17 protein-coding genes and 1 riboswitch are annotated in these 22066 nt (G+C 72.1%); of the genes, 12 read left to right on the top strand and 5 right to left on the bottom strand.

The genetic code is table 11. The features are described from left to right. The first annotated feature begins 14 nt into the window (after positions 1–14). The gene (locus tag AB0D94_RS18015; protein ID WP_362052381.1) at positions 15–1160 is read left to right on the top strand and encodes a GTP-binding protein; all 1146 of its coding nucleotides are present in this window, start codon (positions 15–17) and stop codon (positions 1158–1160) included. 12 nt (positions 1161–1172) lie between these two features. Here the strand turns inward: AB0D94_RS18015 and AB0D94_RS18010 are convergent, their stop codons facing one another. Both AB0D94_RS18010 and AB0D94_RS18005 read right to left on the bottom strand, forming a co-directional pair. Further along, entirely contained in the window at positions 1173–3269 is a 2097-nt protein-coding gene (locus AB0D94_RS18010; RefSeq protein ID WP_362052379.1) for a restriction endonuclease, read from the bottom strand. A 107-nt stretch (positions 3270–3376) separates the two neighbouring features. After that, positions 3377–5833: a DNA topoisomerase IV subunit A gene (locus AB0D94_RS18005; RefSeq protein ID WP_362052377.1), complete on the bottom strand. Its 2457-nt coding sequence runs from the start codon at positions 5831–5833 to the stop codon at positions 3377–3379. A 286-nt stretch (positions 5834–6119) separates the two neighbouring features. Between AB0D94_RS18005 and AB0D94_RS18000 the strand changes: the two genes are divergently transcribed. The 4 genes from AB0D94_RS18000 to AB0D94_RS17985 all read left to right on the top strand — a co-directional run bounded on the left by AB0D94_RS18000 (position 6120) and on the right by AB0D94_RS17985 (position 10892). After that, positions 6120–7472 carry a pitrilysin family protein gene (locus tag AB0D94_RS18000; protein ID WP_362052375.1) on the top strand — a complete coding sequence of 451 codons (1353 nt, stop codon included), beginning with the start codon at positions 6120–6122 and terminating at the stop codon, positions 7470–7472. Positions 7473–7492: 20 nt separating this feature from the next. Beyond that, entirely contained in the window at positions 7493–8860 is a 1368-nt protein-coding gene (locus AB0D94_RS17995) for a pitrilysin family protein (protein ID WP_362052487.1), read from the top strand. 183 nt (positions 8861–9043) lie between these two features. Continuing rightward, positions 9044–9203: riboswitch (cyclic di-AMP (ydaO/yuaA leader) on the top strand. 12 nt (positions 9204–9215) lie between these two features. Further along, positions 9216–10013, top strand: a complete 798-nt coding sequence (locus tag AB0D94_RS17990; RefSeq protein WP_362052373.1) for a M23 family metallopeptidase — start codon at positions 9216–9218, stop codon at positions 10011–10013. Positions 10014–10214: 201 nt separating this feature from the next. Then, a complete protein-coding gene (locus AB0D94_RS17985) occupies positions 10215–10892 on the top strand; it encodes a GntR family transcriptional regulator (protein ID WP_362052371.1) in 678 nt (225 codons plus the stop codon). 353 nt (positions 10893–11245) lie between these two features. Here AB0D94_RS17985 and AB0D94_RS17980 read toward each other — a convergent pair whose 3' ends face one another. Next, on the bottom strand, positions 11246–11527 hold the full coding sequence (locus tag AB0D94_RS17980; RefSeq protein ID WP_362052369.1) for an HPr family phosphocarrier protein: 282 nt from the start codon (positions 11525–11527) through the stop codon (positions 11246–11248). Positions 11528–11711: 184 nt separating this feature from the next. Between AB0D94_RS17980 and AB0D94_RS17975 the strand changes: the two genes are divergently transcribed. From AB0D94_RS17975 to AB0D94_RS17950, 6 genes are all read left to right on the top strand, one after another. Then, entirely contained in the window at positions 11712–14561 is a 2850-nt protein-coding gene (locus AB0D94_RS17975; RefSeq protein ID WP_362052367.1) for a GNAT family N-acetyltransferase, read from the top strand. Positions 14562–14620: 59 nt separating this feature from the next. Next, the gene (locus AB0D94_RS17970; RefSeq protein WP_266940626.1) at positions 14621–15220 is read left to right on the top strand and encodes a DUF5998 family protein; all 600 of its coding nucleotides are present in this window, start codon (positions 14621–14623) and stop codon (positions 15218–15220) included. Next, entirely contained in the window at positions 15220–16425 is a 1206-nt protein-coding gene (locus AB0D94_RS17965) for a nucleotide pyrophosphatase/phosphodiesterase family protein (protein ID WP_362052365.1), read from the top strand. The genes AB0D94_RS17970 and AB0D94_RS17965 overlap by 1 nt, the downstream gene beginning before the upstream one ends. Positions 16426–16478: 53 nt before the next feature. Continuing rightward, positions 16479–17129, top strand: coding sequence for a thymidine kinase (locus AB0D94_RS17960; RefSeq protein WP_362052363.1), 651 nt, complete (start codon positions 16479–16481; stop codon positions 17127–17129). A 172-nt stretch (positions 17130–17301) separates the two neighbouring features. After that, complete coding sequence (locus AB0D94_RS17955; protein WP_362052361.1) at positions 17302–18912, top strand: PQQ-binding-like beta-propeller repeat protein; 1611 nt, start codon at positions 17302–17304, stop codon at positions 18910–18912. Positions 18913–19255: 343 nt separating this feature from the next. Continuing rightward, on the top strand, positions 19256–20041 hold the full coding sequence (locus AB0D94_RS17950; RefSeq protein WP_362052359.1) for a hypothetical protein: 786 nt from the start codon (positions 19256–19258) through the stop codon (positions 20039–20041). Between the two features lie 74 nt (positions 20042–20115). On the opposite strand, the gene AB0D94_RS17945 is transcribed toward AB0D94_RS17950, so the two are convergent. After that, complete coding sequence (locus AB0D94_RS17945) at positions 20116–20634, bottom strand: hypothetical protein (protein WP_362052357.1); 519 nt, start codon at positions 20632–20634, stop codon at positions 20116–20118. Between the two features lie 122 nt (positions 20635–20756). Between AB0D94_RS17945 and AB0D94_RS17940 the strand changes: the two genes are divergently transcribed. Continuing rightward, complete coding sequence (locus AB0D94_RS17940; protein WP_362052355.1) at positions 20757–21506, top strand: LysR substrate-binding domain-containing protein; 750 nt, start codon at positions 20757–20759, stop codon at positions 21504–21506. Positions 21507–21577: 71 nt separating this feature from the next. On the opposite strand, the gene AB0D94_RS17935 is transcribed toward AB0D94_RS17940, so the two are convergent. Continuing rightward, the gene (locus tag AB0D94_RS17935; RefSeq protein ID WP_362052353.1) at positions 21578–22063 is read right to left on the bottom strand and encodes a DUF1772 domain-containing protein; all 486 of its coding nucleotides are present in this window, start codon (positions 22061–22063) and stop codon (positions 21578–21580) included. Positions 22064–22066: the final 3 nt, after the last annotated feature.

Raw genomic sequence — 22066 nt, 5'->3', positions numbered from 1 at the left:
CTACGATCGACCGGGTGAACAGCAGGCAGCCCATCCCCGTCGTCGTCCTCGCCGGATTCCTCGGATCCGGCAAGACCACCGTGCTCAACCACCTCCTCGGCAACCGGGGAGGCACCCGGATCGGCGTCGTGGTCAACGACTTCGGTGCGATCGAGATCGACGCCATGTCCGTGGCGGGCCAGGTCGGCGACTCGATGGTCTCCCTCGGCGGCGGCTGCCTGTGCTGCGCGGTCGACGGCAGCGAGCTCGACGCGTACCTGGAGAAGCTCGCCGCTCCCGCCCACCGGATCGACGTGATCGTCATCGAGGCGAGCGGGCTGGCCGAGCCCCAGGAGATGGTGCGCATGCTGATGGCCAGCGAGAACCCGGACATCCGCTACGGCGGCATGGTGCAGGTCGTGGACGCCGCGGAGTTCGACGCGACCCGGGCCCGGCACCCGGAGACCGACCGCCACCTGGCCGTCGCGGACCTGGTGGTGCTCAACAAGACCGACCGCGTGGACAGCGCCGAGCGCGCCCGCATCGAGGCGCGGCTCGCGGAGCTCTGCGGCCCCGGCACCCCGGTCGTGGGCGCCGAGCACGGGCGGATCGACCCGGAGCTGCTCTTCGACCGCCGGCCCTGGACCGAGACCCGTGGCCAGCTCTCCTTCGAGGACCTGCTGGCGCAGGACCAGGAGCCCGAGCACGACCACGGGCACGACTGCGGTCACGACGGCGGGCACGGGCGTTGCTCCCACGCGCACGCGGCGTACGAGAGCACGGAGTTCGTGTCCGAGCAGGCGCTGAGCCCGCGGCGGTTCATCGACTTCCTCGACCGCCGCCCGGCCGGGCTCTACCGGATCAAGGGCTTCGTCTACTTCGGCGTCCCCGGGCACGAGGAGCGCTACGAGGTGCACGCGGTCGGCCGGTTCCTCCGCTTCGCCCCGCAGCCCTGGGGGCGGGGCGAAGCCCGTCTGACCCAGCTCGTCCTGATCGGCTCGGGCACCGACGGCGCCGGGCTGCTCGCCGAGCTGGAGGCCTGCCGCGAACCGGCCCCGCGGGAGGCGCGCCCCGAGAGCATGTGGGGCGTGCTGCGGTACGTGGCCCGCCCCGCGGCGGACCGGGCCCGGGCCGAGGCGGAGCCCGCCGAGGTCGAGCCCGCCGAGGCGGAACCCTTCTAGGCGACCTCGACTCTAGGCGACCTCGACCCCGTACTCCCGCAGCAGGTCCTCCAGCCCGCCCCGGTAGCCCTTGCCGCCGATCACGAAGTCCCAGTCGCCGTTCCCCCGGCGCCGGAACGAGCCCAGCACCAGTGCGGTCTCACCGGCCCGGCCGTCGGACACCTCCAGCTGCCCGGCCTCCGCGCCGGACGGGTCGAGGAGCCGGATCCGGGCGTCGGTGAAGCCGGCGAGGTCGGCGTGCGGACCGGCCTCCGGGTCGACGGCGGCCACGAGCACCAGGCGGTCGGCCTCGCGGGGCAGGCCGTCGAAGGAGACCTCGAGCGCGGCCCTGTCGGGCGCCGCGTGCGCGCGGGCCCGCACCGAACCGTCCGGGGTCCGCGGGTTGTTGAAGAAGACGAAGTGGTCCTCGCTCAGCACCCGGCCGCCCGTGCAGACGAGCGCGCACACGTCCAGCGCGACCGAGCCCGACCAGGACATGCCGAGCACGTTGTGGTCCTCGGGCGAAGGGGCGGGCTCGGGCTCGGACACCCGCTGCGCCGGGACACCGGCCGCGGCGCCGCCGCCGAGGCGGCCCCGCAGCCCGTACTGGTGCAGCAGCCGCACGAGCTCGACTCCGGGAACCAACTCCAGCGGCTTGCCGTTGGCAAAGGTGTACGACCCGGGCCCGAAGGACGCGGTGGTGACCAGCACCCCCTTGTTCGCCCCCTTGTCCTGGACCGTGCCGTACAGATCCCGTACCGCCGTGGGCGGCACGGTGTTGCGGTAGCGCTTGACCTGCACCACGATCCGCCCGCCCCGGATCGGGGCCGGGTCCAGCGCCTCCACGTCCACACCGCCGTCGCCGGACCGCTGGGTGGTCACCGCCTCCATGCCCATCGCCCGGAAGAGCTCCGCCACCAGGTTCTCGAAGGCGATCGGGTCCATCTCGAAGAGGTCGGGCTCGTCCTCGCCGCCGTCCGCGTGCCCGCCGTGGCTGACGACGCCGCCCACCTCGCCGGGCCGGCGGCCGGGCCGTACGGCGGCCAACTGGTCGGGCCGCGCCGCCAGCTGCCCGCGCAAGCCCTCCACCAGGCAGTCCACCGCGCTGACCTGCTCCAGCCGCAGCCCCGCGAAGGCGGACCGCTCCGCCGACACCGCGGCGAGGACGATCCGCGCCTCCTGCCCCGTCACCGGGTCGTGGTCGTCCACGAAGCCGTTGACCACGACCGAGCCGAGTACGCCGAACTCGTCCGCCGCGTACAGATCACGCACCACCAGCAGTACGCACTGCGCCAGGAGGTCCCGGTACAGGGCCCGCCGCTGCGTGACCGGGCGGGCCGTCTCCTTCTCCTGGTCCGTGCTCGGCACGTACCGCACCGACTTGGTCTCCGGCACCACCTGGTACCCCGGCAGCTGCCAGTCCAGTACGAGCTCACGCGCCCCCGGGTCGTACGCGGCCGCCAGCTGCCTCGGCAGCGACTCGGGCCAGGCCGTGGAGGCGTACAGGGCGGCCGAGAAGTACTCCACCACCGCCTCGGCGTCGCCCGCGCGCAGGGCCCCGGCCAGCTCGGTGAGCCCGCTGTTGTGCGCCCGGATCCCGGCGAGCTGCTGCGCCGCCCACCGGTCGTACTGCTGCCGGTACGCCGCCAGCTGCTGCTGCCGCTGCGTCTCCGCGGCGTGCGCCGCCTGCCAGGCCTGGGTGTACCGGGCGTGCGCCTCGCGTTCCGCCTGAGCCCGGCGGTTCGAACCGAAGGCCCAGCCGGCGTCCTGCTGCTGGAACTGCTCGATACGGGGCATCGGCAGCGGATGCGCGAGATTCCCCGGTGAGAAGGGTTCCAGCTGCTCGGACCTGACCAGCGCGGCCGTGCGGAACGCCGGCGCCCGGCAGCCCGCGGCCAGCAGGCCTTGCAGGGCGGCGACTTCCGCCTCGATGTGCTCGGTGCGCCGCCGCGCCTCGGCTTCGCGGTGCTGGCGGTAGGCGGCCTGCTGCTCGCGCTGGCCCCGGGCCACCTCGCGTTCGTACGCCCGCTGGCGGCGTTCCGCCTCGCGCAGCTGGATCAGCTGCGTCTGCTGCGTGCGGCGCTGGGCCTCGGCCCAGTCCCCGATCAATCCGCCCGGCCGACGACTCATCAGCTCTGTGTCTCCCCGCCCCAACCGACAGTGCCAAGAGGGAAAACACTAGTCGCCATTCGGGTGGTACGTCCCCCGGACGTACCACCCGAATGACCTCGTACCTCCTACAGCGCGGCCCCGGCCAGCGCCGCGACCGACGCGGGGAGCGCCGTCCCCGAGCCGTCCCGGCGCGGGTCCACGGCAGGCAGCTCGGCCGGAGTGCCGTTCGCGGCCGCCGCGCGGACCGGGCTGTTCCCGGTCCAGGCCAGGACCAGCAGGTCCTCGCCCTTGAGGAAGCGCTGGCAGCGCACCCCGCCGGTGGCCCGGCCCTTGCGCGGGTACTGGTCGAAGGGGGTCAGCTTCCCGGACAGCATCGAGTCGTCCAGCGTCCCCTGCGAGCCCGCCACCGTGAACACCAGGGCGTCCCGGGCCGGGTCCACCGCCGAGAAGTGGATCACCTTGGCGTCGTCGGCGAGCTTGATGCCCGCCATCCCGCCCGCCGGGCGGCCCTGCGGGCGCACCTGGCCCGCCGGGTAGCGCAGCAGTTGGGCGTCGTCGGTGATGAAGACCAGGTCCTCATCGCCCGTGCGCAGCTCCACGGCGCCGACGATCCGGTCGCCCTCCTTGAGGGTGATGACCTCCAGCTCGTCCTTGTTGGCCGGGTAGTCCGGCACGACCCGCTTGACCACGCCCTGCTCGGTGCCCAGGGCCAGGCCCTGCGAGGACTCGTCCAGCGAGGTCAGGCAGATCAGCTTCTCGTCCGCCTCCAGCCCGGAGAGGAACTCCGAGACCGGGGCGCCGCCCGCCAGGTTCGGCGCGGCATGGGTGTCCGGCAGCTGCGGCAGGTCGATCACCGAGAGCCGCAGCAGCCGCCCGTACGAGGTGACCGCGCCGACCTCGGCCCGCGCGGTCGCGGTGACCTGCGAGACGATCAGGTCGTGCTTGGCGCGGGCGCCGCCCTCCGCCTCGGGCAGCGGATCGCCGGTCACGGTACGGGCCAGCAGGCCCGTCGAGGACAGCAGTACCCGGCACGGGTCGTCCGCGACCTCCAGCGGAACCGCCCCGACCGCCGTGCCCGCCGACTCCAGCAGCACCGTACGGCGCTCGGTGCCGAACTTCTTCGCCACCGCGGCCAGTTCCGTGGAGACCAGCTTGCGCAGCTCGCTGTCCGACTCCAGGATCCCGGTCAGCTCGTCGATCTCCCCGGTCAGCCGGTCGCGCTCCGACTCCAGCTCCAGCCGGTCGAACTTGGTGAGCCGGCGCAGCGGAGTGTCCAGGATGTACTGGGTCTGGATCTCGCTCAGCGAGAACCGCTCGATCAGCCGGGCCTTGGCCTGCGCGGAGTTCTCGCTGTCCCGGATGAGGCGGATGACCTCGTCGATGTCGATGAGCGCCACCAGCAGGCCCTCGACCAGGTGCAGCCGGTCGCGGCGCTTGGTGCGGCGGAACTCGCTGCGCCGGCGGACGACCTCGAAGCGGTGGTCCAGGTAGACCTCCAGGAGCTCCTTGAGGCCCAGCGTCAGCGGCTGCCCGTCCACCAGCGCCACGTTGTTGATGCCGAAGGACTCCTCCATCGGCGTCAGCTTGTACAACTGCTCCAGGACGGCCTCGGGGTGGAAGCCGTTCTTGATCTCGATGACCAGGCGCAGGCCGTGCGAGCGGTCGGTGAGGTCCTTGACGTCGGCGATGCCCTGGAGCTTCTTCGAGCCGACCAGGTCCTTGATCTTCGCGATGACCTTCTCGGGGCCGACCGTGAAGGGCAGTTCGGTGACGACCAGGCCCTTGCGGCGCGCCGTGACGTTCTCCACGGCCACCGTCGCGCGGATCTTGAAGGTGCCGCGGCCGTTTTCGTACGCGTCCTTGATCCCGGAGAGGCCCACGATGCGGCCGCCGGTGGGCAGGTCGGGCCCCGGCACGAAGCGCATCAGCGCCTCGAGGTCCGCGTGCGGGTGGCGGATCAGGTGGCGGGCGGCCGCGATGACCTCGCCCAGGTTGTGCGGGGGCATGTTGGTGGCCATGCCGACGGCGATTCCGGAGGCGCCGTTGACGAGCAGGTTCGGGTAGGCCGCGGGCAGTGCGACCGGCTCCCGCTCCTGGCCGTCGTAGTTGGCGGTGAAGTCGACGGTGTCCTCGTCGATCGACTCCGTCATCAGTGACGTGGCGTCGGCCATCCGGCACTCGGTGTAACGCATCGCGGCCGGCGGGTCGTCGTTGCCGAGCGAACCGAAGTTGCCGTGGCCGTCGACGAGCGGCAGCCGCATCGAGAAGGGCTGGGCCATGCGCACGAGCGCGTCGTAGATGGACGCGTCGCCGTGCGGGTGGAGCTTGCCCATGACCTCGCCCACGACGCGGGCGCACTTCACGTAGCCGCGGTCGGGGCGCAGGCCCATCTCGTTCATCTGGTAGACGATGCGCCGGTGCACCGGCTTCATGCCGTCCCGGGCGTCGGGGAGTGCACGGGAGTAGATCACCGAGTACGCGTACTCGAGGAAGGAGCCCTGCATTTCGTCGACGACGTCGATGTCGAGGATCTTCTCCTCGAAATCCTCCGGCGGCGGGGTCTTCGTGCTGCGGCGGGCCATCGCTGCGCGGCTCCTTAACCAAGAAAGGGGTGTGCTGGGGGTCTGGCTGGTCTTGCAGGTCTTGCTGGGTCGGGCGGGTCTGACGGGTCTGGCGGTTCGGCTGGGTCCGGCCGGGGCTCACGAGGTGCCCGACCGTGGTCGACGCGGACCATTGTGGCCCGAGGCACCGACAACGCGGACTCCGACCCAGGTGTGACCCGGGAACTTATCCGGCGGCCGACGCGCTTGCATACAGTGGCAGGTCTGACAGAAATCTCTGCATCGCGATCGAAGGGACCACATGCCCATGGGTCACACGGCCACAGCTCAGGCCGGCTCCGGCGGCCTGACAGCGACCGAGCACCGGCTGGCCAACGGCCTGCGCGTGGTGCTTTCCGAGGACCACCTGACCCCGGTCGCCGCGGTCTGCCTCTGGTACGACGTCGGCTCGCGCCACGAAGTCAAGGGACGTACCGGCCTGGCTCACCTCTTCGAGCACCTGATGTTCCAGGGCTCGGCGAGCGTACCCGGCAACGGGCACTTCGAGCTGGTCCAGGGCGCGGGCGGTTCCCTCAACGGAACCACCAGCTTCGAGCGCACCAACTACTTCGAGACGATGCCGACCCACCAGCTGGAGCTCGCGCTCTGGCTGGAGGCGGACCGGATGGGCTCACTGCTGGCCGCCCTGGACGACGAGTCCATGGAGAACCAGCGCGATGTCGTCAAGAACGAGCGCCGCCAGCGGTACGACAACGTCCCGTACGGCACCGCCTTCGAGAAGCTGACCGCCCTGGCGTACCCGGAGGGCCACCCGTACCACCACACCCCGATCGGCTCCATGGCCGACCTGGACGCCGCCTCCCTGGAGGACGCGCGGACCTTCTTCCGCACGTACTACGCGCCCAACAACGCGGTGCTGTCGGTCGTCGGCGACATCGACCCCGAGCAGACGCTCGCCTGGGTCGAGAAGTACTTCGGCACCATCCCGGCGCACGACGGCAAGCAGCCGCCCCGCGACGGCTCGCTGCCCGAGGTCATCGGGGAGCAGCTGCGCGAGGAGATCGTCGAGGAGGTGCCGGCGCGCGCCCTGATGGCCGCCTACCGGCTCCCGCACGACGGCACCCGCGAGTGCGACGCCGCCGACGTGGCGCTGACCATCCTGGGCGGCGGCGAGTCCTCGCTGCTCCACAACCGCCTGGTACGCCGCGACCAGACGGCCGTCGCGGCCGGCTTCGGCATGCTGCGGCTGGCCGGGGCGCCCTCGCTGGGCTGGCTCGACGTCAAGACCTCCAGCGGCGTCGAGGTCCCCACCATCGAGGCGGCCGTGGACGAGGAGCTCGCGCGCTTCGCCGCCGAGGGCCCGACGGCCGAGGAGATGGAGCGCGCCCAGGCGCAGCTGGAGCGGGAATGGCTGGACCGGCTGAGCACGGTGGCCGGCCGCGCCGACGAACTGTGCCGCTTCGCGGTCCTGTTCGGCGACCCGCAGCTGGCGCTGACCGCCGTCCAGCGCGTCCTCGACGTCACCGCCGAGGAGGTGCAGGCCGTGGCCGCTGCCCGGCTGCGCCCGGACAACCGCGCGGTGCTGGTCTACGAGCCCATCGCGGCGGACGAGAACGACGAGCCCAACCAGCACGACGAGAACGAGGGGGCGGAGCAGTGAGCGACACCGCAGCCGTCACGATGACCTTCCACCCGCAGCCGCAGGCCGGGGAGCCGCAACCGTGGGCCTTCCCGGCGCCCGAGCGCGGGAAGCTGTCCAACGGCCTCACCCTGCTGCGCTGCCACCGCCCCGGCCAGCAGGTGATCGCGGTCGAGGTCAACCTCGCCGCCCCGCTGGACGCGGAGCCCGAGGGCCTGGACGGGGTGGCCACCATCATGGCCCGGGCACTGTCCGAGGGCACCGACAAGCACTCCGCCGAGGAGTTCGCCGCCGAGCTGGAGCGCTGCGGCGCCACGCTCGACGCGCACGCCGACCACCCGGGCATCCGGGTCTCCCTGGAGGTCCCGGCCTCCCGGCTGGCCAAGGCGCTCGGCCTGCTCGCCGAGGCCCTGCGCGCGCCGGCCTTCGCCGACGCCGAGGTCGACCGGCTGGTGCGCAACCGGCTCGACGAGATCCCGCACGAGCTGGCCAACCCGCAGCGCCGCGCCGCCAAGCAGCTCTCCAAGGAGCTCTTCCCGGCCACCCTGCGGATGTCCCGCCCGCGCCAGGGCACCGAGGAGACGGTCGCCCGGATCGACTCCGCGGCCGTACGCGCCTTCTACGAGGCCCACGTACGCCCCGCCACGGCCACCGCGGTGGTCGTCGGCGACCTGACCGGCATCGACCTGGACGAGGTCCTCGCCGACACCCTGGGCGCCTGGACGGGCAACTCCGCCGAGCCCCTCCCGGTTCCGCCGGTGACCGCCGACGACACCGGCCGGGTGGTCATCGTCGACCGGCCCGGCGCGGTCCAGACGCAGCTGCTGATCGGCCGGATCGGGGCGGACCGGCACGACCGGGTCTGGGCGGCCCAGGTGCTCGGCACGTACTGCCTCGGCGGCACCCTCACCTCCCGCCTGGACAAGGTGCTGCGCGAGGAGAAGGGGTACACGTACGGCGTGCGCGCCTTCGGCCAGGTCCTGCGCTCCACCGCCGACGGCAAGGGCGCCTCGATGCTCGCCATCAGCGGCTCGGTGGACACCCCCAACACGGGCCCGGCGCTGGAGGACCTCTGGAAGGTGCTGCGCACCCTCGCGGAGGGCGGTCTGACCGACGCCGAACGGGACGTGGCGGTGCAGAACTTGGTGGGCGTGGCCCCGCTGAAGTTCGAGACGGCGGCCTCCGTGGCCGGCACCCTCGCCGACCAGGTGGAGCAGGAGCTCCCGGACGACTACCAGGCGCAGTTGTACGCGCGGCTGGCCGAAACCGGCACCGTCGAGGCGACTTCCGCGGTGGTGAACGCCTTCCCGGTGGACCGGCTGGTCACGGTCCTCGTGGGCGACGCCTCGCAGATCGAGGAGCCGGTGCGGGCCCTCGGGATCGGTGAAGTGAGCGTCGTCACCAACTGACGGATACGGAAGGGGCTCTGGCGGTTTGTTCGCCAGGGCCCCTTTTGTCCGTTTAATGGGGAGGTTGCTTTTATGTGGTGTGGCGTACGCAACAAAAAGGCGCGTCTGTTTGGCGATTGACTGATGATCCGCCTAGCGTCGGCCCTGCTGTTCGTCAGTTGTACCCGCCGCATCCGCGGCACCGGACAGCGATCGCCGAGTCCCCGTCAGGCGCGAGCCTGGGGAGCCGGGGACCCACATGTGTCCCTGGGGTGAATCGGACCGCCTCGCAAGAGGAGGCCCGTAGGAGACCTTCCTGCTCCGAACCCGTCAGCTAACCCGGTAGGCGAGAAGGAAGGAAAGGATCAACCCCTTCATGGCGTTTGGCAGTCGTCCCGCCGGTTCCGGTAAGCACCGTGGCTCCAGCCGTCTGAGCCGCAAGACCGCCGGCTACGCCGGTATCGCCGCCCTCGCCACCACGGGCGTCGTGGGCACCCTCGCCGGTCCCGCCTTCGCGGCGGACAACAGCGACAACTCCGTCCAGGACAACGCCCTCGGCGCCGTCGTCGTGGCCGAGGACCTCGCGAGTGACGTCCAGGACCAGGCCGAGTCCCAGCAGCGCGCCGCCGAGCACGCCGCGGCCAAGGCCCAGGCCGAGGCCGACGCCAAGCAGCGCGCCTCCGAGGCCAAGCGCCTCGCCGAGGCCAAGGCGAAGGCCGAGCGCGAGGCCGCCGAGCGTGCGGCCCGCGAGGAGGAGCGCAAGCGCCTCAACACCTTCGTCGCCCCCGTCGGCGGCGGGATCAGCACCCAGTACCACGCGGGCGGCGGCATGTGGTCCTCCGGCAGCCACACCGGCATCGACTTCCGCGCGGCCTCCGGCACCTCGGTCCACGCGGTGGGCCTCGGTACGGTCGTCGAGGCGGGCTGGGGCGGCGCGTACGGCAACAACGTCGTCATCAAGCACAACGACGGCACGTACACCCAGTACGGGCACCTGGCCTCGCTGAGCGTCTCCGTCGGCCAGCAGGTCACCCCGGGCCAGCAGATCGGCCTGTCGGGCTCCACCGGCAACTCGAGCGGCCCGCACCTGCACTTCGAGGCCCGTACCGGCGCCGACTACGGCTCGGACATCGACCCGGTCGCCTACCTGCGTTCGCACGGCGTCAGCCTCTGACCCGTCCGCAGCGCTCGCGCTCACCGCTTCTTCGAAGACCCCGGCTCCCCGAGCCGGGGTCTTCGCGTTGGTGTTGCGCAGCGCGGTAAATGTTTCGTATTTCCGGCCGCCCTCGGAAAATATCGTGTGTTGCAATAGAGTCTCAGTACGCGCATGTGTGTTCCATGGCGACGGCAGTCGGAAATAAGCGGAGGTCCGGTCTTGCGTATTCCTGCGCACGCGGTATGCACGGCAATTCGCGACGACATCGTCTCCGGGGTCTTCGAACCGGGCAGCAGACTGACCGAAGAGGTACTGGCCCGCCGGTACGGGGTCTCGCGCGTCCCGGTCCGCGAGGCCCTGCGGACCCTGGAGTCCGAGGGGTTCGTCACGACGCGGCGCCACGCGGGCGCCTGCGTGGCCGAGCCGACCGGGCAGGAGGCGGCCGATCTCCTGGAGCTGCGGATGCTCCTGGAGCCCCTGGCGGCCGCCAGGGCCGCCCGGCGGCGCACCGAGGCACACCTCAAGGTGCTGCGCGGGCTGGTCCGGCTGGGCCAGGAACGGGCCAGGCGGGGCCAGGGGGAGGACCTGCGGTCCCTGGGCGCCTGGTTCCACGAGACGCTCGCGCAGGCCTCCGGCAGCCCCGGGCTGATCGCGCTGCTTACCCAGATGCGGCACAAGATCGCCTGGATGTACGTGGTGGGGGCCCCGGAGCGGCCCGTGGAGTCCTGGGCGGAGCACGGCGCGATCGTGGACGCCGTGGCGCGCGGGGACGCCGAGCGGGCCCGGACGCTGACCGCGGTCCACGCCGACCGGGTGGCCGGGGTGCACCGGCTGCGGCCGCGGGCCGCGGTGAGCACTTCGCAACCTGCCGTAAACATGTCGAGCGGTCGGCATTAACAGGGGCCGTATACAAAGGGCTGGTATCCGGTCCGCGCATTCACTGCGCGGCGGTCGGCCGGCAGTCGGCTGAATTCCGCCGTGCCGAATTCCTGCGGAGCGTTTTGATGTGCGGCTGGTTTATGCGCGCGGCTGGTTTATGCGCGCGGCCGGTCCGTGTGGGCAACGGGCCGGTTCATGTGCCGGCCTTTTGCCGTGCGCGCCGGTTCTCGGCCGCGCCGGCTCTCCGCCGTACTGGTTCTCGGCCGCGCCGGCTCTCCGTCGTACCCGGCCTCCGGAGCGGCCCGTCCGAAAACGGCGAAGCCGTGGCCCCCGGATGCCCGGGAACCACGGCTTCGGCGAAACCCGAAGGGTCAGACGGTCTCGGGGAGCTCCTCGAGACCCTCGGCGACCAGCTTCGCGAGACGGTCCAGCGCGACCTCCGCGCCCTCGGCGTCGGAGGCGAGGACGATCTCCTCGCCGCCCTGGGCGCCCAGGCCCAGGACCGCCAGCATGGAGGCGGCGTTGACGGGGTCGCCACCGGCCTTGGCGATGGTCACCGGGACGCCGGAAGCGGTCGTCGCGCGGACGAAGATCGAGGCGGGACGAGCGTGCAGGCCCTCGGCCCAGCCGACGTTGACGCGGCGCTCTGCCATGGTGATGCCCTTCAGGTTCTTACGGTTGTCTAGACCAGTCTCTCACGACGCCCTGAATGCTCCGACCGACCTTCGGCCCGGATCCGCCGCCGTTCGACCTTCCCCAGCTTGCACTGATCCGTGCCCGCCTGCCCGATGCGCCGCGCCAGGGCCGCGCGACCCGGGAACCGCCTAAGGTGGCCCCATGACCACCGAGTCGGACCCCTCGTACCCGGCCCACTGGGAAGCGGATGTCGTCCTCCGCGACGGCGGCACGGCCCGGATCAGGCCCATCACCGCCGCGGACGCCGGGCGGCTGGTCAGCTTCTACGAGCAGGTGTCCGACGAGTCGAAGTACTACCGTTTCTTCGCCCCCTACCCCCGGCTCTCCGACCGCGACGTGCACCGCTTCACGCACCACGACTTCGTCGACCGGGTGGGACTCGCGGCGACCATCGGCGGGGAGTTCATCGGCACCGTCCGCTACGACAGGATCGGCTCCGACGGCCGGCCCGCCTCCGCCCCCGCCGACGAGGCCGAGGTGGCCTTCCTCGTCCAGGACGCCCACCAGGGCCGCGGCGTCGCCTCCGCCCTCCTCGAGCACATCGGCGCGGTGGCCAGGGAGCGGGGCATCCGCCGGTTCGCCGCCGAGGTGCTGCCCGCCAACACCAAGATGATCAAAGTGTTCACGGACGTCGGCTACCAGCAGAAGCGCAGCTTCGAGGACGGGTCCGTCCACCTCACCCTCGACCTCGAACCCACTGCCGAGTCCCTCGCCGTCCAGCGCGCCCGCGAACAGCGGGCCGAGGCCCGCTCGGTCCAGCGGCTGCTGGCCCCCGGCTCCGTGGCAGTGATCGGAGTCAGCCGCTCCGGCGCGGGCCTGGGCGCCGCGGCCCTGCGCAACCTGCGCGACAGCGGCTTCCACGGCCACCTGTACGCCGTCAACGAGGCGGTCGAGGCCGACCTGCTGGACGGCGTACGGGCCTACCGCGCGCTCGCCGACATCGGCGCCCCCGTCGACCTCGCCGTGCTCGCCGTGCCGGCGGAGCGGGTCCCGGAGGCCGTCGCGGCCTGCGGTGAGCACGAGGTCCAGGGCCTCGTCGTGCTCTCCGCCGGCTACGGGGAGTCCGGCCCGGCCGGGCTCGCCCGCCAGCGCGAACTGGTGCGGCAGGTGCGCTCGTACGGGATGCGCCTCATCGGCCCGAACGCGTACGGGGTGATCAACACGGCCCCGGAGGTGGAGCTCAACGCCTCCCTCACGCCCGCGCCGATGCCGATGCGCGGCCGGATCGGCCTGTTCACACAGTCCGGGGCCATCGGGATCGCCCTGCTCTCCGCGCTGCTGCGGCGCGGCGAGGGGCTGTCCTCCTTCGTCTCGGCGGGGAACCGGGCCGACGTCTCCGGGAACGACATCCTCCAGTACTGGTACGAGGACGAGGCGACGGACGTCGCACTGCTCTACCTGGAAACCCTCGGCAACCCGCGGAAGTTCACCCGCCTCGCCCGCCGGACGGCGGCCGTGAAGCCGGTGGTCGTCGCCAAGGGCGGCCGCCACACCCCGGCCGGGCACGTCGTCCCGGGAACCCGGCTGCCGGAGGCCACCGTCTCCGCCCTGCTGCGGCAGGCGGGCGTGATCCGCGTCGACACCGTCACGGAACTGGTCGACGTCGGCCTGCTGCTCGCCTCGCAGCCGCTGCCCGCGGGCCCGCGCATCGCCATCCTCGGCAACTCCGAATCCCTCGGGGTCCTCACCTACGACGCCTGCCTGACCCAGGGCCTTCGGCCGCTGCCGCCCCTGGACCTGACGACGGCCGCCTCACCGGCGGACTTCCGCGACGCGCTCGCCGGGGCCCTGGCGTCCGAGGCCAACGACGCGGTCGTCGTCACGGCCATCCCCTGGGTCAGCGAGCACGAGCTTGCCGACGACCTCGCCGAAGCCCTGCGCGAGGCGGTGGCCGCGTACCCCGGCAAGCCGGTGGCGGTGGTCCACGTGGAGCTCGGCGCCCTGGCCGACGCCCTCTCGGCGGCGACGGCCTCCGCCCCGGCGCCCGCGGCCCCGGCCCCCGCCGCGCCCGGCCCGGCCGCGCCGCCGCGGCCGCAGGCATCGCCCCCGCCGCCGGGACCCCCGCAAGCGCCGGCACCGGCAGCGGAAGCGACGGCGCCCGGGCCCGGGCCGTCCGAGGGGTACCGGATCCCCGCCTACCCCGCGGCCGAGCGCGCCGTGAAGGCCGTCGCCGAAGCCGTGCGCTACGGGCAGTGGCGACGGGCCAACGCCGAGGCCGGCCTGGTCCCCGAGTACGAGGACATCGACGAGGCCGCGGCCGGCGCCCAGCTCGCCCGGCTGCTGGCCGACGTCGACGGGGAGGCCGTACTGACCCTCGGCGACTTCGACGCCCACGCCCTCCTGGGCCGCTACGGGATCCACGTCATGCCCACCCTGCCCGCCCTCTCGGCCGACGCCGCCGCCCGGGCCGCCCGCGCCCTGGGCTACCCCGTCGTGCTCAAGACCACCGCCCCGCACCTGCGCCACCGCGCCGACCTGGGAGGCGTACGGCTCGACCTGACGAACGAGGCCGAGCTCAGACGCTCGTACGAGGAGCTCACCGAGGCCCTCGGGAAGCCCGCCGAGATCCAGCCCGTGGTGCAATCCATGGTGCCCCGGGGCGTCGACACCGTGGTCCGGTCCGTGATCGACCCGGCCGCCGGCGCCGTCCTCTCCTTCGGGCTCGCCGGAGTCGCCTCCGAGCTGCTGGGCGACACCGCCCACCGCCTCGTCCCGGCCACCGACCGGGACGCCGCCGGACTGATCCGCTCCATCCGCACCGCGCCCCTCCTCTTCGGCTGGCGCGGCAGCGACCCCGTCGACACCCCCGCCCTGGAGCAGCTCCTCCTGCGCCTGTCTCGCCTCGTCGACGACCACCCCGAAGTGATCGGCGTCTCTCTGGAGCCGGTCGTCGTCGCCACCGAGGGCCTCTCCGTGCTCAGCGCCACGGTCCGGGTGGCCCACGCCCCGGCCCGCACCGACCTCGGCCCGCGCACACTCCCCAGCTACTGACCTGACCGACCCTGCACAAGGCGGCCGGGGTGCCCCGTACGGGCCTTAGGATGGACCTCATGGCGAAATCCGGTACGACGACCCAGGGGCTGCGCACGGCGATCGAGCGCAGCGGCTACTACCCGGCCCTCGTGGCCGAGGCCGTGGAGGCCGCGGTGGGCGGCGAGCCGATCTCGTCGTACCTGGTCCACCAGGAGACGACCTTCGACTCCAACGAGGTGCGCCGCCACGTCACCGTGCTGGTCCTGACCGGCAACCGGTTCATCGTCTCCCACACCGACGAGCAGGCCGCCGACGCGGGCTCCCCGTCCCCGTACGCGACCACCTCCACCGAGTCGGTCAAGCTCTCCAGCATCTCCTCGGTGGTGCTGAGCCGCGTCGTCGCCAACCCCGAGTCCTACACCCCGGGCACCCTGCCCCGCGAGGTCGTCCTGACCATCGGCTGGGGGGCGGTCTCCCGGATCGACCTGGAGCCCGCCGCCTGCGGCGACCCGAACTGCGACTCCGACCACGGCTACACCGGCAACTCCACCGCCGACGACCTGAGCCTGCGGGTCAGCGAGGCCGGAGACGGCCCGGAGGCGGTGCGCCAGACCTTGGTCTTCGCGCAGGCGCTCTCCGAGGCGACCGCGGCCACGTCCTCCCCCGCCGCCCGCTGATGTCGTACCCCGCGGCGCAGAACTGGCAGGACGAGCCGGAGCTGCTGGATCTCGCGGCCGCGCCCGTCCCCGCGTACGGCACCGGCTCGCTCGCCGACCTGCTGCCGACCCTCGTGGCGGGCCAGGGCGTCCCCGGCTTCACGGCCTCCATCCCGGAGCTGACCCCGGCCGACCGGAACTGCGTCTTCCTGGTCGACGGCATGGGCTGGGAGCAGATCAAGGCCCACCCGGACGAGGCCCCGTACCTCACCTCCCTGCTCGCCGGCTCGCGCGGCGGCACCGGCCGCCCGATCACCGCGGGCTTCCCGGCGACCACCGCCACCTCGCTGGCCTCCGTCGGCACCGGCCTGCCGCCCGCCCGCCACGGCCTGCCCGGCTACGCCGTGCGCAACCCGGCCACCGGCGAGCTGATGAACCAGCTCCGCTGGCACCCGTGGACCCAGCCCAAGCCCTGGCAGCCGTACCCGACCGTCTTCCAGCTGGCCGACAAGGCGGGGGTGGCGACCGCGCAGGTGTCCTCGCCCGCCTTCCAGACCACCCCGCTGACCAAGGTCGCGCTGAGCGGCGGCACCTTCCTGGGCCGGATGACCGGCGAGGAGCGGATGGACCTCGCGGCGGAGCGGCTCGCCGCCGGTGACCGCTCGCTCGTGTACACGTACTACAGCGAGCTCGACGGGGCCGGCCACCGGCACGGCGTGAACTCCGACGCCTGGCGCGGCCAGCTCATGTACGTCGACCGGCTCGTGCAGCGGCTCGCCGAGCAGCTGCCCCCGCGCACCGCGCTGTACGTGACCGCGGACCACGGCATGGTCGACGTCCCCTTCGACGAGGACTCCCGCATCGACTACGACGAGGACTGGGAGCTGGGCGCGGGCGTGGCCCTGCTCGGCGGCGAGGGCCGGGCCCGGCACGTGTACGCGGTCCCCGGCGCCGAGGCCGACGTCCTGACCGTGTGGCGCGAGGTCCTCGGCGACCGCTTCTGGATCGCGAGCCGCGAAGAGGCCCTGGAACTGGGCTGGTTCGGGGCCCCGGGGGAGTGCGACGAGCGGGTGCGGGGCCGGATCGGCGACGTGGTCGCTGCCGCCCAGGCCGATGTCGCCATCACCGCCTCGCGCAACGAGCCCAACGAGTCCGCCCTCGTCGGCATGCACGGCTCCATGACCGCGGCCGAGCAGCTGGTCCCGCTGCTCGAGATCCGCTCCTGACCGCCTTCCCCTTCCCACCCGCTGCCCACGACCCGAAAGGTCCCGTACTTCCCATGCCCGAGCTGGTGTTCTTCTCCGGAACGATGGACTGCGGAAAGAGCACTCTGGCTCTCCAGATCGCCCACAACCGCGACGCGCGGGGACTCCAGGGTGTGATCTTCACGCGGGACGACCGGGCGGGCGAGGGCAAGCTGTCCTCCCGTCTCGGCCTGGTCACCGAGGCGGTGGAGGCGCCGGAGGGCATGGACCTGTACGCGTACCTGGTCGCCCAGCTCTCGAAGGGCGGCAAGGCGGACTACGTGATCGTGGACGAGGCGCAGTTCCTCGCGCCGGAGCAGATCGACCAGCTGGCCCGCATCGTGGACGACCTCGGGCTGGACGTGTTCGCCTTCGGCATCACGACGGACTTCCGCACGAAGCTCTTCCCGGGCTCGCAGCGCCTGATCGAACTGGCGGACCGGCTGGAGCAGCTCCAGGTGGAGGCCCTGTGCTGGTGCGGATCCCGCGCCACGCACAACGCCCGTACGGTGGGAGGGGAGATGGTGGTCGAGGGCGCCCAGGTGGTGGTCGGCGACGTGAACCGCCCGGCGGAGGAGATCGGCTACGAGGTCCTGTGCCGCCGCCACCATCTCCGCCGCATGACCTCGGCCGCAGCCCACGCGGGCGCCCTCTCCCCGGACGTCCTCCCGGTCAACCACGCCTGAGAGGGTGAGCCCGAACGCGGCGTGCGCGAGGGAGACGCTGTCGACTTGGGTGAGCCCGCCCGCACCTGGCGGGTACACGCGCCGGGGAACCAGGGCCGGAACCGGGCACAGTGACGGGAAGTAGTCTAAAAAAGTATCCCAGTTCGGCCGTCCCGCCAGCCACACTGACCCCATGACCCGTCGCGACTTCGACGAACTGCCGGGCCCTGATCAGCAACCGCAGGCAGTCCAGCCGGGCTACGGCTCGGCCTACCGGACGCCACAGCCCGGATCGGGGCCCGCGCCGGGCAATCCCTACGCGCAACCGCCGGTGCAAGCAGGGGACTTCGTACGCCCGCCCCGCCGCGGCCTGCGGGGCAGGACCGGTGTGCTGGTGGCGGCCCTGGTCGCGGTCCTGCTCGCCCTCGGCGGCGGCTCGTACATCCTCCTGCGCGACGGCTCCGGCGACGCCGGGGACGGCGACACCGCCGCCCCCGCATCGTCCGCGTCCGTGGACCAGGGAGACGGCCAGGGCCCCGGCGGCCCCCCGTTCGTCTTCGACCCCAACGCCGGGATTCAGCCGGGCGAGAGCCGGGTCTGGCTGGTGTCGAACCGGACCGAACTGGCCGGCTCCGGTGCCTCGCAGCACGGCCCCTGGCGCGTGGGGGACGCCGTGATCAAGGCGATGTACAAGGAGGTCACCGCCTACACCGCGATCGACGGCCAGGAGAAGTGGAGGCTTCCCCTCGCCACGCCGCTGTGCGGGATCCCGGAGAGTCCCGCCCTGAACGGGAAGATCGTCGTCGGGGTCCGCGAGAAGGACAGCGCGACCTCCCAGTGCACCCACCTCCAGCAGGTCGACCTCGCCACGGGCCAGGCGGGCTGGAAGCTGGAGATACCGAAGGAGAAGGTCTTCGACCAGGCTCTGGAGTTGCGGCTGGCCATCTCAGGGGACACCGTCGCGGTGGCGCGTGCCGCGGTCGTGAGCGGTTTCTCGGTCACCGACGGGCACAAACTCTTCGGTACACCGAGCAGCGGCTGCGCCCCCGCGACGGTCGGCGGCGCCGCCGCCAGGCTGATGCTCGTACGCGACTGCTTCGGCCAGGACTCGGCCGACCGGCAGTCGGTGATCGAGGAGATCGACCCGGCGACTGGCGCTGCCAAGTGGAGCCACCAGTACGCGAAGGGCTCGAACCTCGGCCAGATCCTGTCCGTGGACCCGCTCGTCGTCAGCACCTACAACACGCAGGAGAAGGTCTGGAACATCATGGCCTTCGCCGCCGACGGCAAGGTCCGCTCGCAGACCAATGCCGCCTTCGGGGTCAGCAAGCGGTGCAACGGCTGGGGCAGCGGCAGCGGCGACCTGCACGACTGCAACGCGGCGGTGGCCGACGCGGACACCCTCTACATCGCGGGCGGCACACCCGACGCCAAGTACCCGCTGGACGTCGACAAGCCCGACGAGGTGATCGCGGTCGACCTCAACACCGGTCAGGTGAAGTGGCGCACGACGGGCCCCGACGGCCGCGTCATGTTCCCGCTGGCCATCGAGGAGGGGAAGGTCGTCGTCTACGTCGACACGGACAAGGGCCTGTCCGCGGCGATGGCGGCCATCCCGACAGGCGGAGGCCGGCCCCAGATATTCCTGCAGAGCCCGAAGATCGCCAAGGGGCCCGAATCCGCCTTCTACACCTCCAGCGTCCGGCTGGCCTGGGTCGAGGGACGCGTCTTCCTGCTCAACGGGTCCGTACGCAGCCCGGAGCCGAAGAAGGTGGACCACTCCCTGCTGTCCTTCGGGAAGTAGGTCGCGGGACCCGGGCGGGCAGGGTGGCCGGATCCGTGCCCTCCCCGCCCCCGAAGCGTGACGAGCGGCGGCCACCGCCCTATTGTTGCGCGCCATGTGGCCAGGACAGCAGACGCCCGATGGGGACCAGAGCAGGCAGAACCCGGGGCAAAACCCTTACCGGCAGCCGGTTCCCGGACAACAGGGCGCCCAGACCGGCCCCTACGGACCTGGCATATCCGGCCAACCTTGGCAGGGCGCCACGCCCGGTACGCACCAGCAGCACCCGTCCGGCGCGCCGACTCCGCCTCCCGGACCGGCGCCGCGTTCCGCGCCCCGGCGTAAGGCCGTCGTGGCGATATCGGTGACGGTGGCTGCGGGGGTGGCCGTCGCGGTGACCGCCGCGGTCCTCTTCCGGGACGGCGACAGGGCGGACGGCGCCGGGGGGCCGGCTTCCCCTGCACCCGCCTCCGGTTCCCCGTCCGGCTCCGTGTCCTCGGGCGCCCCGGGCACCGTGAAGTCGACGGTCAAGGGCTGGAAGGTCGTGGTGAATCCGGCGCACGGCACCGCCTTCGACGTACCGCCGGACTGGGAGGTCCTGGAGTCGCAGATCTTCAGCGGCTTCTCGGACGACAAGGACCCCGACAAGCCGGTGATCGGCCACACCGCGCCCGCCTTCTTCAAGAAGAAGTGGTGCAGTCTGGATGCCAACGGCGACGGCTACGTCAACGACATCGCGCTCGCGTCCACCGGTACCAAGGGCGCCGACGGCGCAAAGACCACCGACGAGGTCGCCGAGAAGACGGCGACGGCCTGGGCATACTCCGCGTTCGCATCCCCGGACAAGGAGGTCGTCAAGTGGGACAAGCCGGTGGCCTACACAACCAAGGCCGGGGTCAAGGGGAGTTACGTGAAGGCCCGCACCGAGGGCGCCAAGAAGGACCACAAGTGCGCGGGGGACGGCTGGGCGATCGCCTTCGGCTTCAAGAATTCCAAGGGCGACTTCGTCGCCTGGGACTTCTACGGCCGGTCGGGCGTCCAGGGGGCCGTCCGCGACGACCTGGTCATGCGCATCCTCAGCACGGTCCGCCTCTCCGGCGACCCGGTCCCAGACCCCCTCCGCAAAGAGACCTCCCCTTCGTCTCCGTGAGCCTGGAGGCAACCCCGGCGCTGGACCTCTACGCATGTGTGGTGGAGTGCCTGTCGCGGGCACGGCAAGGTCGACTACGTGGTCGCGGAGTGCTGGATGTGGTCCCGCCGGCAGGGGATGGCGGACCCGGACATGGTGGATGGTCGAGTAAAAGGACTCTGGCTCTCCAGATCGCCCACAACCGCGACGCGCGGGGACGTCAGTGCGTTGACGAGCTGGGCGAATTCGGTACGTTGCCGGTCGGTCAGGGTGGCGTAGAGCGGTGCCTGTAGCTCGTCGGTGAGTTGCTCGGCACGCTGCCATCGCGGGATCAGGGTTGCGGCGACGGGATGCGGCTCTTGCCAGCCGTAGTGGGTCGCCTGCTCGACGCCGAGGTTGATGACCATGGCCGCTCGGGCGCTCAGGCCGCACAGGCGCACCGCCGCAAGATGGCTGGCGCCACGGTGTTCCCGCAGTACGTGTATGCGCTGCATGGCTGCGCCGACCGGGTCGTCGGCGGGGCAGGCCTGCGCGCGCCAGCCGGCGAACAGTGGCAGCGCGTCGGCGTCGGCGGCGTCGATCAGATGCTGTGCCAAGCGGTTGAAGTGCTCCACGTCGGCGTCGGCGGGGATGTTGGCGCACCCCCAGGTCCGGACGGCCCGTGCGTAGCAGGCAGCGGCTTCCTCCGATGCGGCACGACGTGGGAGTCGATCTGCTGCGCCCCGACGGGCGAACCGTGGCACTGACTGAGGCGGGCCGGGTGCTCCTCGAACACGCCGACCGGATCCTCGCAGCCGTGGAGGAAGCCGAGAGCGCCCTCGCGGCGGTCAAGGGCACGGTCGGCGCCAGCGCCACCCTCGCCGCGCTGCCGTCGACCGCCGCCAGGATCGTGGCCCCCGCACTGACCGCACTGAGCTCGGACCAGCCCCAGCTCACCGTGACCTGTCTTCTCACCGACCAGGCCCAACTGAAGGAACTCGCGCTCGGCACCGTCGATGTGGTGCTGGGGCAGAGGTATCACCACCTGCCCGATGCCGCGCCCCGGGGGATCGAGGTCTCGCCGCTGCTCGACGATCCGCTGCTCGTCGTCACCGCGGCCGGCCAAGCCGACGAGCGGCCCATCGCCCTGCGGGACCTGGCCACGCACAGCCTCGCCGTGCCGCCGCCGACCACGGACTGCGGACAGGCAATCCTGCACGCCTGCCACCAGGCCGGCTTCACCCCCACGACGCGCTACGTCACCGCCGACATCGCCGCCCAGCTCACCCTCGCCCGGGCCGGCCTCGCCACCGCGCTCGTCCCCCGAACGGCCATCGACCCGGCCACACCGGGAATCCGCACGGTGCCCATCGAGGACCATCCGATCCGGCGCCTCCTGTTCGCCGCGACGCGTCACACCGAGACCGCGAACCCGACGAACACGGCCGTCATCGCAGCGCTGCGCACAGCCGCGCAGCAGGCTCGCACCACTGCCTCGCAAGGCTGAATCCTGGTCGCCGAACTACCCAATGCGGAGAAGGTGTCTGACGGGTCTTCCGCGTCTCCGCGGGCCGTCGGTCAGCGCCTCTCTCCCGGATCAGGAACGGTCCGCTGCTGACGGAGAGCGAGGAGGATCAGGAGTGCGAAGGCCACGAACGCGGCCCCGGTGCGGGCGTAGTTGAACGCCTCCCAGCGCCCCAGGATCTCCGCGTGGTCGGTAGGGGCGGAGGTCGCGGCCCACTCCTTGATCCGGCCGTTGATCGGAACGTTGCCGAGCCGGGTGATCAGGAAGGACGCCAGCGCCAGCAGTCCTGCCCCGCCGGCGAGCCACCGTGCGGTTCCACGGGTCATCACGGCGAGGGCCGTGGCGCTGAGAACCGACAGTCCCATGGCCCCCTGCATGGTGATGCCGTTCATCTTCATCAGCTCGGCGTGGAAGGACAGTCTCATCTCCAGCGGGACGGCGTTGAACGTCGGAACCAGGTTGGCCGCGCCGTAGCCGAACGCTCCTGCGAGGGCGCCGGTGGACAACAGGGCGATCGCCTGGGTGAGTCGGATGCGCATCTG

The sequence above is a fragment of the Streptomyces sp. NPDC048255 genome, assembly GCF_040652415.1.
Classification (GTDB): Bacteria; Actinomycetota; Actinomycetes; order Streptomycetales; family Streptomycetaceae; genus Streptomyces.
This window is presented reverse-complemented; position numbering and strand designations above follow the sequence as displayed.